The organism is Tardiphaga sp., assembly GCF_028290495.1.
Lineage (GTDB): Bacteria > Pseudomonadota > Alphaproteobacteria > Rhizobiales > Xanthobacteraceae > Tardiphaga.
Map to the genome: position 1 here is coordinate 20,350 of NZ_JAQGJT010000139.1, position 13,758 is coordinate 34,107.

Sequence of the window (13,758 nt, forward strand, 5' to 3'; positions counted from 1 at the left end):
TACCATGTACACCTATGACGAAATCGATCGCACGCTGATCAACGAGCGCGTCAGTGAATTCCGCGATCAGGTGAAGCGCCGCCTCAAGGGCGAGCTCACCGAAGACGAGTTCAAGATGCTGCGGCTGATGAACGGCGTCTATCTGCAGCTGCACGCCTATATGTTCCGGGTCGCGATTCCCTATGGCACGCTGTCGTCGGCGCAGATGCGCAAGATAGCGCATGTGGCACGGCGCTACGACCGCGGCTACGGCCACTTCACCACGCGGCAGAACATCCAGTTCAACTGGATCGCGCTCTCCGATCTGCCGGACGCGCTGGAAGACCTTGCCGAAGTCGGCATCCACGCGATGCAGACCTCGGGCAATTGCACCCGCAACATCACCACCGACCAGTGGGCCGGCGTGGCGCCGGGCGAAGTCGAAGATCCCCGCATCTGGTGCGAATTGCTGCGGCAGTATTCGACGCTGCACCCGGAATTCTCGTTCCTGCCGCGCAAGTTCAAGTTCGCGATCACCGCCTCGGCACATGACCGCGCTGCCATCAAGGTGCATGACATCGGCCTGCGGCTGCACAAGAACGATGCCGGCGAAACCGGCTTCGAGGTGCTGGTCGGCGGCGGGCTCGGCCGCACGCCGTTCATCGGCAAGGTCATCAAGCCGTTTGTGCATGGCCGCGATCTGCTCGGCTACGTCGAGTCGATCCTGCGCGTCTACAACCAGTACGGCCGCCGCGACAACATCTACAAGGCGCGCATCAAGATCCTGGTTCATGAACTCGGCATCGAGAAGTTCGCCAAAGAGGTCGAGGACGAATGGCTGCAGATGCGCGACACCGCGCTGACGCTAGACGACGAAGTAGTCGAAGACATCCGCTCGCGTTTCACCTATCCGCACTACAAGACGCTCACCGACCTGCCGGACGAAGTGAAGCACGCCTCGGCCGATCCGCAGTTCGAGGCGTGGCGGCTGAACTCGGTCGCGCCGCATAAGGTGCCCGGCTATTCGATCGTCACGCTGTCGCTGAAACCGATTGGTGGCCCGCCCGGCGACGCCACCGCGGACCAGATGGATGCGATTGCCGACCTCGCCGAAAAATATTCGTTCGGCGAAATCCGCGTTGGCCACGAACAGAACCTGGTGCTGCCACACATCGCGCAGCGCGATCTGCCGGCGTTGTGGAAGGCGCTGGAGAAGATCGGCGTCGCGACGCCGAACGTCAATCTGGTCACCGACATCATTGCGTGCCCTGGGCTGGATTACTGCTCGCTGGCCAACACCCGCTCGATCCCGATCGCGCAGGAACTGACGCGGCGCTTCGCCAACCACGACACCGCCAACCTGATCGGCCGGCTGCACGTCAACATCTCCGGCTGCATCAATGCCTGCGGCCATCACCATGTCGGCCATATCGGCATTCTCGGCGTCGAGAAGAATGGCGAGGAGTACTACCAGATCACGATCGGCGGTCGCGCCGACGAGCATGCCGTGGTCGGCACGCTGATCGGTCCGGCGGTGCCCTATGCCGAGGTCGCCGATGTGATCGAGGATATCGTCGAGGCCTATCTGGCGCTGCGCCAGCGGCCTGATGAATTGTTTGTCGAGGCCGTGACGCGGCTCGGCGTCGAGCCTTTCAAGGAGCGCGTCTATGCCACTCGTTAAGAACGGCAAGATCGCCGCCGACAGCTTCGTTCATGTCGCCGACGACGCGGAAATCCCGGTCGATGGCGCGGCGCTGATTTCAGCGGCGCGATTCATGAAAGATCCAGAGGCGCTGGTCGCGCGCAACAGCCCGACCGGCGTGATCTGGCCGAACAACAGGGATATCGACGAACTCGTGCCCTATCTCGACCGGCTCTCGGTGGTGGCTCTGGTATTTCCGAGCTTCCGTGACGGCCGCGCCTACAGCCAGGCTCGGCTGCTGCGCGAGCGCTACAAGTTCAGCAACGAGTTGCGTGCCACCGGGCAGGTGCTGCGCGACCAGTTCGTGTTCATGCTGCGCGCCGGCTTCGACGCCTTCGAGGTTATCAAGGAAACCGATGCCGAAGCCTTCCTCGCGACGGCCAAGCGCTACACGGTGTTCTACCAACCGACCGGCGACGGCCGCATTACGGCGCTGCACCGTCGCATGCAATTGCGCCATTCGGAGAGCGCCAGCTAAACCTGTGGTGGACCGGCGGAATGTCACATCCATCCAGATGCGTTTTTACAGGACAATGCCGCCGTCATCGTGCCAACATTGAAATCTGGTTTCGTTGACTTCGCGCTCGGCGTTTACGAGTCTGGCCATGTTGCGGATGGCGCTTTTGTCGTCTCGCTGGATGGAGATCGCCATGATCTTACGTAGTTCAATTCGCCGCATCGTGCCCGCATTGGCGGCGTTGCTGTGGGCCGGTTCCGCACTGGCCGCCGACGTGTCGCTGCTCAACGTGTCCTATGATCCGACGCGCGAACTCTACGTCGATTTCAACAAGGCGTTTGCCATTGCCTACCAGAGGGAGACCGGCAAGAGCATCGAGATCAAGCAGTCGCATGGCGGCTCGGGCTCACAGGCGCGCGCGGTAATCGATGGGCTGCAGGCTGATGTTGTCACTCTGGCGCTGGCCTACGACGTGGATGCGATCGCTGCGAAGAAGCTGCTGCCGCCCGACTGGCAGAAGCGTCTGCCGCAGAACGCGTCGCCCTATACGTCGACCATCGTGTTTCTGGTGCGCAAGGGTAACCCCAAGGGCATCAAGGACTGGGACGACCTGATCAAGTCCGGCGTCAGCGTGGTGACGCCGAACCCGAAGACCTCCGGCGGCGCGCGCTGGAATTACCTCGCTGCATGGGGCTACGCCCTGAAGAAGTTCGGCTCCGAGGACAAGGCCAAGGAATTCGTCGGCAACGTCTTCAAGAACGTGCCGGTGCTCGATACCGGCGCGCGCGGCTCGACCGTGACCTTCGTCGAACGCGGCGTCGGCGACGTGCTGCTGGCGTGGGAAAATGAAGCGTTTCTCGCGCAGAAGGAATTTGGTAAGGACAAGTTCGAGATCATATCGCCGCCGCTGTCGATCCTCGCCGAGCCTCCGGTCTCGGTCGTCGACGTGGTCGCCGACAAGAAGGGCACCCGCGCCGCCGCGGAGGCCTATCTGAAATACTGGTACACGCGAGAAGGTCAGGAAATCGCCGCACGCAATTCCTACCGTCCGCGCGATCCGGAGATCGCCAAGGAATATGAGAAGTCCTTCGCCAAGGTCGAGCTGTTCACGATCGACGATGTGTTCGGCGGCTGGACCAAGGCACAGAAGACGCACTTCAGCGAAGGCGGCGTGTTCGACCAGATCTACAAGAACTGACGCGAGCGCAGGGAAGCAGGGGGACAGGTGAACGGGGGGACGGGACGACGAAACACGCTGCCGGGGTTCGGCCTGACGATGGGCCTGACGCTGATGTGGCTGTCGATCATCGTGCTGATCCCGCTCGCCGGGCTGGTGCTGAAGACTTTTGAACTGAGCTTCGAGCAGTTCTGGGCCATCCTCACCAGTCGGCGCACGCTGAATGCACTGAACATTTCCTTCGGCCTCGCCTTCCTCGCCGCCATCGTCAATCTGGTGATGGGCATGGTGATCGTCTGGGCGCTGGTGCGCTATCGCTTTCCCGGCCGCCGGCTGTTCGATGCCATCGTCGATATCCCCTTCGCGCTGCCAACCGCCGTAGCCGGCGTCGCGCTGACCTCGCTGTTCGCGCAGAAGGGCTGGCTCGGTGCGCCCCTCGCCGAACTCGGCATCAAGGTGGCGTTCACGCCGACAGGTATTTTCATCGCCATGATATTCATCGGCATTCCGTTCGTGGTGCGCACCGTGCAGCCGGTGCTGATCGATCTCGACAAGGAGATCGAGGAGGCCGCCGCCAGCCTCGGCGCCAACCGCTGGCACACTGTGTTCCGGGTCATCCTGCCGAGCCTGATCCCGGCGATGCTGACCGGCTTTGCGCTGGCCTTTGCCCGCGCGGTCGGCGAATACGGCTCGGTGATCTTCATCGCCGGCAACCTGCCCAACATCTCCGAGATCGCGCCGCTGCTGATTGTGATCCGGCTGTCCGAGTACCGCTACGCCGACGCCACCGCGATTGCCGTGGTCATGTTGCTGGCGTCTTTCCTGATCATCTTCGCGATCAACCGGATCCAGCGCTGGGCGCAGATCCGCATCCCGACCCATTGAGCGCGATGGCAATGACGCAACGCTCCCTCGAATTTAACGCGGCGCGCGATGACGCGCGCACCGAGCCCCGCTGGATACGCTGGATCATCATCGCGCTGGCGATCGCCTTCCTCGTGGTGTTCGTGGTGCTGCCGCTGGTGCTGGTGTTCAGCCAGGCGTTCTCCCGCGGCGTCGGCGCCTATTTCAAGGCGTTGGCCGATCCGGAAGCGCTGTCCGCTATCCGGCTGACGTTGATCGTTGCGGCGGTCTCGGTCGGCACCAATCTGGTGTTCGGCTTGATGGCTGCCTGGGCCATCGCCAAGTTCGACTTCCGCGGCAAGACCGCACTGATCTCGCTGATCGACCTGCCGTTTTCGGTCAGCCCGGTGATTTCCGGCCTGGTCTTCGTGCTCTTGTTCGGCGCCCAGGGCTATTTCGGGCCGTGGGTACAGGGCCACGACATCCCGGTGCTGTTCGCGGTGCCCGGCATCGCGCTCGCGACCACCTTCGTCACCTTTCCCTTCGTCGCCCGCGCCCTGATTCCCTTGATGCAGGAGCAGGGCACGCAGGAGGAGGAGGCCGCGATCTCGCTCGGCGCGTCCGGCCTGCAGACCTTTTTCCGCGTCACTTTGCCCAATATCAAATGGGGCGTGCTCTATGGCGTCTTGTTGTGCAATGCGCGCGCGATGGGCGAGTTCGGCGCGGTGTCGGTGGTATCCGGCCATATCCGTGGCGAGACGAACACCATGCCGCTGCTGGTGGAAATTCTGTACAACGAATATCAATTCATTGCCGCCTTCGCGATCGCCTCCCTGCTGGCCATGCTGGCGCTGATCACTTTGGTGGCGAAGTCGATCCTGGAACGACATCTCGACGAGGAACAACCGCGTGGCGATTGAAGTCAAAAACATTGTCAAGAAATACGGCGCCTTTGCCGCGCTCGACGACGTCGATCTGAAGGTCGCGAACGGCGAGTTGCTGGCGCTCCTCGGCCCGTCCGGCTCCGGCAAGACCACGCTGCTGCGGATCATCGCGGGGCTCGACTGGCCGGATTCCGGCGAGGTCTCGTTCGATGGCGAGAACGCGCTAGCGCGCGGCGCCGGCGAGCGCCATGTCGGCTTCGTGGTCCAGCATTACGCGCTGTTCCGCCACATGACGGTATTCGAGAACGTCGCCTTCGGCCTGCGCGTGCAGCCGCGCGCCGTCCGCAAGGACGAGGCGGCGATCCGCGCCCGTGTCAAGGAACTGCTAGATCTCGTGCAGCTCGACTGGCTCGCCAGCCGCTATCCCAGCCAGCTTTCCGGCGGCCAGCGCCAGCGCATCGCGCTGGCCCGCGCGCTGGCCATCGAGCCGCGCATCCTGCTGCTCGACGAGCCGTTCGGCGCGCTCGACGCCAAGGTCCGCAAGGAGTTGCGGCAGTGGCTGCGCACGCTGCATGAGGAGATCAACGTCACCTCGAACTTCGTTACCCACGATCAGGAGGAGGCGCTGGAAGTCGCCAACCGCGTGGTGGTGATGGACAAGGGCAAGATTGAGCAGATCGGCACTCCCGGCGATGTCTATGATCACCCGGCTACCGCCTTCGTGCATTCCTTCATCGGCGAATCCATCGTGCTGCCGGTCGACGTCAGCAACGGCCAGGTTCGGCTCGGCAGCAAGGTTCTCAACGTCGATGCCGGCGGCGTCTCCGGCCCGTCGAAACTGTTCGTGCGCCGCCATGACATGAATGTCGGTCCGGTCGGTGAAGCCGCCACCAACGGCGCGCTCGAAGGCACCGTGCGCCGGGTCCGCAGCTTTGGCCCGATCCAGCGCGCCGACATTGCGTTGTCGGGCGACGCCGACACCTTGGTCGAGATCGACGCGCCGCGCGACCGCAACCTCGCCACAGGCGATCTGGTCAGCCTGCAGCCCCGGCGTTACCGGATTTTCGCCGGCAGGGATTGAGCACTGCTTACCTTGCCACACTCTCTGTTGTCGTCTCCGCGAAAACGGGGACCCAGTAAACGCAGGTTGGTGTGTTGATCGCGAGAGCCGGTGTCTACCGGGTCGCCCGGTCGAGCCGGGCGATGACAGCCGAGATGAAGGCGAGGGCGGCGTATCGTTCACCTTTCAGCCACGGTTGATGTGCAACAACGGCCCCTTGCTTGGGGGATTACCGATGATACGCGTGGCCACTGCCATTCTGGGATTTTTGCTGCTTGGCGGTTGCGCCGCGGATGTCGTCACGACGCCGGACCAGCCCACGATGTATCTCAGCATGGCCAATGGCGGCGCCAAGCTCGATCCTGTCGCGGCCGCCTCGATGATTTCGCTGTACCGCTCCAACAACGGCCTCGGGCCGGTGGTGGTCGATCCCGCTTTGATGGCGCTGGCGGAAAGCCAGTCGACAGACATGGCCAAGAAGAACAAGCTCGACCATGACGTCAGGGCGCCGTTGGCCAAGCGCCTTAACACTTCCGGCTATCCGGCCACCCTGGCCGTCGAGAACATTTCCGCCGGCTACCACACGATGGCCGAGGCCTTCTCCGGCTGGCGGGATTCGCCGCCGCACCGTGCCAACATGCTGAAATCCGGCGTCAACAAGCTCGGTATCGCCGCCACCTATGCGCCCGGCACCAAATACAAGGTGTTCTGGACCATGATCCTGGCCTCGACCGACGCTAAATAGGGATTGCTGTCCCGCAGCAACGGCGTTGACGGAGCGACAAACGGAGGCCACGTTGGACTCCCTTTCAGTTGTTCCGGCAGGCCGACATGGACTCGTCCGATCATCCACCGACCGAACCCGCCAAGGCGCATCGCGTGCTGGTGCTGCAGGGCGGTGGTGCGCTGGGCTCCTACCAGTCCGGGGCCTATCAGGCGCTGTGCCATCACGATTTCGAGCCGGAATGGGTCGCCGGCATCTCGATCGGCGCCATCAACGCTGCGATCATCGCCGGTAATCCGCGCGAGAAGCGCATCGGGCGGCTGAAGGAATTCTGGGAGATGGCCTCGGCGCCGGTGCCGTGGAAGCCGGTGTTGAAGGGCGATCACGCCCATACCGCCTTCGACAACGCCTCTGCGGCGATGATCATGGCGTTCGGCGTGCCGGGCTTTTTCACGCCGCGGTTTCCGCCGGCGCAGATTTTTCCGTCCAGCGACCTTGCCACGATGAGCTATTACGACACCACGCCGCTGCGCGCGACGCTGCTGCGGCTGGTGGATTTCGAGCTGATCAACAGCGGAACTCCGCGGTTCAGCGTCGGCGCGGTCAATGTCGCCACCGGCAATCTCGAATATTTCGACAACACGACGGTGAACGACGACGGCACGCGGAAATACATCATCGGCCCCGAGCACATCATGGCCTCGGCGGCGCTGCCTCCGGGCTTTCCCGCGATCAAGGTCGGCGAGGACTATTACTGGGACGGCGGCATCGCCTCCAACACGCCGCTCGACTACGTTCTGCTGGAAGAGACCAAGCGCGACCTGCTGATCTTTCAGGTCGACCTGTTCAGCGCCCGTGGGCCGCTGCCGACGACGCTGAACGACGCCGCCGAGCGCGAGAAGGACATTCGCTTCTCCAGCCGCACCCGCATGAACACTGACAAGAACAAGACCATCCATAACGCTATCAAGGCGATCGGCGACCTGATCGGAAAGCTGCCCGACGAGTTGAAGAACGATCCGTCTGTTGCGTTCCTGACCGAGGTGACCAAGGAAAATACCGTCACCGTGGTGCACCTGATCTATCGCAGCAAGCTCTACGAATCCTCGTCCAAGGATTACAATTTCTCGCGCCTTAACATGATCGATCACTGGCAGTCCGGCGAACGCGACGTAGGCCTGTCGATGAAGCACACCGAATGGTTCGAGCGTCCGCAGAACGGCGAGACGATGGTGACGCACGATCTCACCGATGCCGATTACAAATAGCAACCAGGAGAATTGGAATGGCTAATCTCAAGGGCAAGGTCGCCGTCGTCACCGGTTCGACCAGCGGCATCGGTCTGGCCTATGCGCGCGCTTTCGCCGGTGCGGGCGCCAACATCGTGCTCAACGGCATGGGCACGCCTGAGGATATCGAAAAGGAACGCGCCGGGATCGAGAAGGACTTTGGCGTCAAGGCGATCCATTCCCCGGCCGATATGACCAAGCCGGCGGAAATTGCCGGGATGGTGGCGCTCGGCGAGAGCACGTTCGGCTCGGTCGATATACTCGTCAACAATGCCGGCATCCAGTTCGTATCGCCGATCGAGGATTTTCCGATCGAGAAATGGGACGCGATCATCGCGATCAACCTGACCTCGGCGTTTCACGGCATGCGCGCCGCCATTCCCGGCATGAAGAAGCGCGGCTGGGGCCGGATCATCAACACCGCCTCAGCGCATTCGCTGGTTGCCTCGCCGTTCAAGTCGGCCTACGTCTCCGCCAAGCATGGCATCGCCGGCCTGACCAAGACCGCGGCCCTGGAACTCGCCACCTTCAAGATCACCTGCAACTGCATCTCGCCGGGCTACGTGTGGACGCCTTTGGTCGAGAAGCAGATTCCTGACACCATGAAGGCCCGCGGCCTCACCAAGGAGCAGGTCATCCATGACGTGCTGCTTGCAGCCCAGCCGACAAAGGAATTCGTGACGTCGGAGCAAGTCGCCGCCTTGGCGCTGTTCCTGTGCGGCGACGACGCCGCACAGATCACCGGCACCAACCTCTCGATCGACGGCGGCTGGACCGCGGAGTAGAGGGCTCCAGGAATAAAACACGCATGTTCGTCATGGCCTGGCTTGCCCCGGCCATCCACGATGTTCCGCGATACAGAACGTGGATGCCCGGCACGAGGCCGGGCATGAGGGCACCAGAGTTGCGCTGTACAGAACATGTTCTCTGCGCAAATTACTGTCGCTTGCCGAACGCCAGCACGTGCAATCCCAACCTCGTGCGCACGATCCAGAACAGCAGCACGGTCTCGAAGGTCAGGGCGATCGATGTTGCCGCGGCGGCGCCGTGGCCGCCGTAGCGCGGCACCAGGGCGATGCAGAGCGCCAGGTTCAGCGCGAACGACACGGCATAGGCCAGCGCACAGATTTTCTGGTGCCCGAGCATGTTGAGCAGGCGCTCCACCGGGCCGATCGCCGAGCGCACCACGAGGCCGATCGCGGCGATGAACATGATGTCGTAGCCATCGACGAAGCTCGGTCCGAACAGCCACAGCAACGGCTTGCCGAGCGCCAGCAGAATGATTGTGGCGGCCAGTGACGGCCAGAACGTCCACTTGATCGCGTGCGTCACATAGGCCGCAAGTCGGTCGTTGTCGCCGGCGGTATGATATTCGGTGAAGCGGTGCGCGGTGGTCGCCGACATCGCGTAGTGGATGAACGATACCAGCGCCAGGGTCTTCACGACGGCGAAGTACACGCCGACTTCCTCGGAAGAGCGGAACTGCTGCAGCACCAGCACGTCGGTGTAGGACAGCAGCAGGTAGAAGCTTTCCACCAGGAGGATAGGCAGCGAGGTCGCAAGCCAGCCGCGGTAGTCGTAGGCCCTGGGGCCGGGCGCGATATGCGCAGCGAGACGACGGTTGAGCACGACCATCTGGCCGATCATCGCGACCCACACCGCGCCGACGCTGGCCAGCATCGCGATGGTGGCGCCAAGCTGAAAGCCGAGCGCGAAGGCGCCGGCGGTGAAGCCGATGATCAGCGATTGCCGGACGATAAACTGCGGCATCAGGCCGAGCGTCATCCAGTCGTGCGAGCGCGCGATGCCGTCCTGGGTGTTGGCGACGACGAAGGCCGGCAACGTCAGGCAGCCCAGATAGAGCGGCACGATGCTGTCAGGCGCGATCCACGGCGACAGCAGTTTGATGAGCCCGGCGAGGCCGAGCGAGATGATCGCGGACACCGCACCGGTCATCCAGCGGCTGCCGGACAGGAAGCCTCGCAGCAGCGCGTGGTCGCCGCTGGCGCGGTATTCCGGAATGATCTTTTGCGCCGAGGCCGCGATGCCGAAATCCATCATCGAGCCGAGCAGCAGCACCCAGGTCCAGACATAGACGTAGATGCCGTAGTCGGAGCCGCCCATCCAGCGCGCCAGCAGAATCTGCGAGAAATAGGCCAGGCCCGCCGAGACGACGCGAATGAGGAAGATCGTGCCGGCCAGCCGCCGCGTTAGCGCGGCTTCGCCGGCGCCGCCGAGTTTGGCGCGCAGCCGAGCCACAAGGCCGGCGGGCACGGCAGGTGAGGAGTCGATGTCCATTGCGGCCACAGCAAACGTCCTGGCCGCGTCGGCGCGGCAATGCCCGGAGATAGCAAACAGACGTTAATATCGGGTTGGGCGGGAGAAACCCGCGGTCGTTCTATTTGGTCGTTCCGGGCATGCGTCAGCCGGCGCAGCTGGCTGGGGCGTGAACCCGGAATGACAATCAGTTCAAATTCACGTTGAACTCGTAGGCCTTCTCCGCGCCCACCAGCGTCAGTTTCAGTGCGGCCCCGTCGGCGCTGGCGCCTGATGGCAATCCCTCGAGATCGAACGCGAAGCGTTTCACCCCGGCGGGACTTTCCTTTAGCCGCTTCGGCACGGGCAGCGCCCATTCCTCAGTCGGGCCTTCGACGAACAGATCCGCAGGGCCGTCGGGGGCGATCACATCCACCAGCACCCGGTTGCCGTCGCGCTTGACGTCGCGGACCGTGAGCGGGCTGGCGTCGCCAAGCGTGGCCGGCTTCGGCACGGTATCGAGCGCCGCCATCAGCGCGCTGTCCTCGGTGCTGGCAACGCTTGTGAAGGCCTGTTCGGCCGTCGCCTCGACCGGCACGCAGAGCTTCTCGCACACGGCATAGTTGATTGCGGCGCGCAGCGTCACCGGTTTGCTCGGGTCTTTGGCGACCACCCGCAGCGGCAGCACCACCTTGCTGAGATAGCCGAGCGAGATGCCACCAGCACCGTCTTCGAATTTGGTCGGCGCCGGCCACAGGATGGTGACGGCCTCGACATTGTCGGATTTGGAAAAATCGAACCGCGGCGGCACGCCGGAATCGCCGGGGTTGCGCCAATAAGTGTGCCAGCCCGGCTGCAACTGGATCGCGATGCCACCGAGCATCACCGGCCCGCTGCGCGAGCCAGCCAACAGGCGCAACTGCGAATGGTTATCGATCTGCCACGGCGAGGCGTCCTGCGCGGCCGCAGCGGTTGCGGTGAGCAATGCGATACAGGCAGCAAGGCGTAGCGGAACGAAGGCGATCATCGGACGTCCTTATAGGTCACTAGAGTATAGGCCATGAAATGGCTGGTGGTACGTTTTGCTGCGTCGCGGAAGGTTGATTGACAGACGAGCGACCCAATATCAGGATGGACACAACGAGAAAGCGCTTTGCCGATGGAACCGACCCGCAAGCGACCCCGTAAAAGCCGCGCCAAGGCTGCTTCTCCAGGCGCCGGCGGCTATCTTGATGGCCAGCTCCTGATCGCGATGCCGGTGATGGAAGACGAACGTTTCGCGCGATCGGTGATCTATCTCTGTGCGCATTCCTCCGAAGGCGCGATGGGCATCATCGTCAACCGTCCTGCCGGCAGCATCGACTTTCCCGAGTTGCTCGCGCAGCTCGACATCATCGACAAGGCCGATGGCATTAAGCTCCCGGAAAGCGCCGAAACCATGAAGGTGCTGAAGGGCGGCCCGGTGGAAACCGGCCGCGGCTTCGTGCTGCATACCAGCGACTTCTTCATCCAGGACGCCACGCTGCCGATCGACGACGGCATCTGCCTCACCGCCACCGTCGATATCCTGCGCGCGATCGCGCAGGGCGGCGGGCCGAAACATGCGATTCTGGCGCTGGGCTATGCCGGCTGGGCGCCGGGCCAGCTCGAAGCGGAGATTCAACACAACGGCTGGCTGCATTGCACGGCCGACGAGGAACTGATCTTCGGTGGCGACGTCGACGCCAAATACCAGCGCGCCTTGCACAAGATTGGCATCGAGCCGGGGATGCTGTCGAACGACGCCGGCCACGCCTGAGCTAAGGCTGGTCCCTCAGCGGACAGGCCACCAGCACCAATCCCATGTTGGCGCCTTCGATCTCGACGCAGGCCTGCGTCGTATCGACGCTTAACCCGTAGGCCGCCAGCAACTCGACCGGATAGGGTCGGCCCTTGATGTGTATTTCCCACACCCCGCCCGGCAGCGGATGGCTGAGCCCGTCACGAATCCGGCGATCGAATCTCCCGCCCGGCATGATCGGCAGCGCCTGGTCCGCGATCATCGCGAAGCGCGATCCCTCGGGCAGCTGCGGCGCGATGAAGGACAGCGGCTTGTCGAGCAGAAAATAGGTCGCCGGCTGCGCCAGGCGTGGCGAGATCACCGGCGCGTAAGGATTGGACCACGGCCGTCGCCACCAGTCGGTCGGCTGCGTCCAGGCCGAGGCGATCGCCGCGATGGCGAAGATTGCGAAGTTGCTGATGCTGCGCGACGGCACGAAGGCCGACCCGATCCGCGTCAGCAGCAGCACGATGATCGGGCCGCACAGCAATTCGAGCAACACGACGTAGCGCTGGATCGAAAACAGCGTCAGCCAGATCGCCAGCGATACCGCGAAGAACACCAGCAGCTGCACGTCGCGGCGCGTCAGCCGCGCGGCCGCGGATTTCAGCGATGCCACGATCGCCAGCGGCAGCAGTACGATCGCCAGCGCAAAACGCGCATCGCGAAACGGCAGCTCGGAGCTGCGGAAATCACCGACCATCCAGAGGAACGGATAGCTCACGCCATCCCAGAAACCGCGCGGGATGAACTGGCGGTCGAGCAGCGTCACCTGCTTCATCTCCGCGGACGGGAAGAAGCTGTTCACCAGCGGGAAGAACGGATTGCCGAACTCGCGCCACAGCATCAAGCTCCACGCGCCGCCAGTCAGGACGCTGCCGACCGCGCCGCCGATGGCGAGACAGGCCAGCGCTAGCAGCGGCTGCACGGCTATGAGCGCCATCGCGGCGATCCCCAGCGCGAAGACGATATTGGTGAGTTTAATGCCGACGGTGAGGCCGAGCAGCAGGCCGGCGACGAGATAGCGCCACGGCCGCGGCCGCTCGGGCTCAAGGATCAGCGCCAGCGCGATCAGGGACGGGATTGAGGTCAGGATATCGGAAAAGCTAGCGCCGACTTCCGACAGCGTCATCGGCCCGAATGCGGCGAGCAGCACCGCTGCGCCGATCGTCCATGCGTTGCCGGTGACGCCGAGCAGGATCTTCGACAGCCACGCCACGACGGCAAGATTGAGCCCGTGCACAGCGCCGATGATCATGCCGGCCGCGAGCGGCGGCAGCGCATGGCGCAGGGCGTACCACGGGAAATAGATCAGCGGGTTGAAGAAGGTCTGGAAGCCCGGCGGGATCGCGTCGCGCTCATAGCCGCCATGCAGCAGCGCCCAGATGTTGTATTCGTGGTAGTTCTGCCAATCCCAGTTGGCGTCCTCGCCGAGATACGCCGCATAGGCTGCCCCCAGCGCCATCGAGGCGACGACGATGGCGAGCGTCGTCCAGCCCTTGCGGCGCGGCGCGGAAGCATCAACGGCAATGGACACGGTGGCTCCCTGCGCGCCCTGGCGGATGCCC

Annotated in this window: 14 protein-coding genes; 10 read left to right on the forward strand and 4 right to left on the reverse strand. The window is 63.5% G+C overall.

What is annotated here, in order from left to right; genetic code table 11:
* The first annotated feature begins 4 nt into the window (after positions 1 to 4).
* Together JWQ24_RS21310 and JWQ24_RS21315 are read left to right on the forward strand one after the other, a co-directional pair.
* Positions 5 to 1,660 carry a nitrite/sulfite reductase gene (locus JWQ24_RS21310; RefSeq protein WP_299812301.1) on the forward strand — a complete coding sequence of 552 codons (1,656 nt, stop codon included), beginning with the start codon at positions 5 to 7 and terminating at the stop codon, positions 1,658 to 1,660.
* Entirely contained in the window at positions 1,647 to 2,159 is a 513-nt protein-coding gene (locus tag JWQ24_RS21315; RefSeq protein WP_299812303.1) for a DUF934 domain-containing protein, read from the forward strand. The genes JWQ24_RS21310 and JWQ24_RS21315 overlap by 14 nt, the downstream gene beginning before the upstream one ends.
* A 45-nt stretch (positions 2,160 to 2,204) precedes the next feature.
* Here JWQ24_RS21315 and JWQ24_RS21320 read toward each other — a convergent pair whose 3' ends face one another.
* Positions 2,205 to 2,333: a hypothetical protein gene (locus tag JWQ24_RS21320; RefSeq protein WP_299812390.1), complete on the reverse strand. Its 129-nt coding sequence runs from the start codon at positions 2,331 to 2,333 to the stop codon at positions 2,205 to 2,207.
* On the opposite strand from JWQ24_RS21320, the gene JWQ24_RS21325 reads away from it, so the two are divergent.
* From JWQ24_RS21325 to JWQ24_RS21355, 7 genes are all read left to right on the forward strand, one after another.
* Positions 2,320 to 3,336, forward strand: coding sequence for a sulfate ABC transporter substrate-binding protein (locus JWQ24_RS21325; RefSeq protein ID WP_299812382.1), 1,017 nt, complete (start codon positions 2,320 to 2,322; stop codon positions 3,334 to 3,336). The two genes, JWQ24_RS21320 and JWQ24_RS21325, sit on opposite strands and share 14 nt — an antisense overlap.
* 57 nt (positions 3,337 to 3,393) lie before the next feature.
* Positions 3,394 to 4,200, forward strand: coding sequence for a sulfate ABC transporter permease subunit CysT (cysT, locus tag JWQ24_RS21330; RefSeq protein WP_299812384.1), 807 nt, complete (start codon positions 3,394 to 3,396; stop codon positions 4,198 to 4,200).
* An 11-nt stretch (positions 4,201 to 4,211) separates the two neighbouring features.
* A complete protein-coding gene (gene cysW, locus JWQ24_RS21335) occupies positions 4,212 to 5,078 on the forward strand; it encodes a sulfate ABC transporter permease subunit CysW (protein WP_299812304.1) in 867 nt (288 codons plus the stop codon).
* Positions 5,068 to 6,123, forward strand: a complete 1,056-nt coding sequence (locus tag JWQ24_RS21340; RefSeq protein WP_299812306.1) for a sulfate ABC transporter ATP-binding protein — start codon at positions 5,068 to 5,070, stop codon at positions 6,121 to 6,123. The genes cysW and JWQ24_RS21340 overlap by 11 nt, the downstream gene beginning before the upstream one ends.
* A gap of 214 nt (positions 6,124 to 6,337) precedes the next feature.
* The gene (locus JWQ24_RS21345; protein WP_299812308.1) at positions 6,338 to 6,847 is read left to right on the forward strand and encodes a CAP domain-containing protein; all 510 of its coding nucleotides are present in this window, start codon (positions 6,338 to 6,340) and stop codon (positions 6,845 to 6,847) included.
* An 86-nt stretch (positions 6,848 to 6,933) separates the two neighbouring features.
* Positions 6,934 to 8,094 carry a DUF3734 domain-containing protein gene (locus JWQ24_RS21350; RefSeq protein ID WP_299812310.1) on the forward strand — a complete coding sequence of 387 codons (1,161 nt, stop codon included), beginning with the start codon at positions 6,934 to 6,936 and terminating at the stop codon, positions 8,092 to 8,094.
* 17 nt (positions 8,095 to 8,111) lie between these two features.
* Entirely contained in the window at positions 8,112 to 8,900 is a 789-nt protein-coding gene (locus JWQ24_RS21355; protein ID WP_299812312.1) for a 3-hydroxybutyrate dehydrogenase, read from the forward strand.
* A gap of 151 nt (positions 8,901 to 9,051) precedes the next feature.
* On the opposite strand, the gene JWQ24_RS21360 is transcribed toward JWQ24_RS21355, so the two are convergent.
* Positions 9,052 to 10,413: a flippase gene (locus JWQ24_RS21360; RefSeq protein ID WP_299812314.1), complete on the reverse strand. Its 1,362-nt coding sequence runs from the start codon at positions 10,411 to 10,413 to the stop codon at positions 9,052 to 9,054.
* 166 nt (positions 10,414 to 10,579) lie between these two features.
* On the reverse strand, positions 10,580 to 11,398 hold the full coding sequence (locus JWQ24_RS21365; protein ID WP_299812316.1) for a protein-disulfide reductase DsbD domain-containing protein: 819 nt from the start codon (positions 11,396 to 11,398) through the stop codon (positions 10,580 to 10,582).
* Between the two features lie 132 nt (positions 11,399 to 11,530).
* On the opposite strand from JWQ24_RS21365, the gene JWQ24_RS21370 reads away from it, so the two are divergent.
* Positions 11,531 to 12,169 carry a YqgE/AlgH family protein gene (locus tag JWQ24_RS21370; protein WP_299812318.1) on the forward strand — a complete coding sequence of 213 codons (639 nt, stop codon included), beginning with the start codon at positions 11,531 to 11,533 and terminating at the stop codon, positions 12,167 to 12,169.
* A 1-nt stretch (position 12,170) separates the two neighbouring features.
* Here the strand turns inward: JWQ24_RS21370 and JWQ24_RS21375 are convergent, their stop codons facing one another.
* Positions 12,171 to 13,727, reverse strand: a complete 1,557-nt coding sequence (locus JWQ24_RS21375) for a glycosyltransferase 87 family protein (protein ID WP_299812319.1) — start codon at positions 13,725 to 13,727, stop codon at positions 12,171 to 12,173.
* Positions 13,728 to 13,758: the final 31 nt, after the last annotated feature.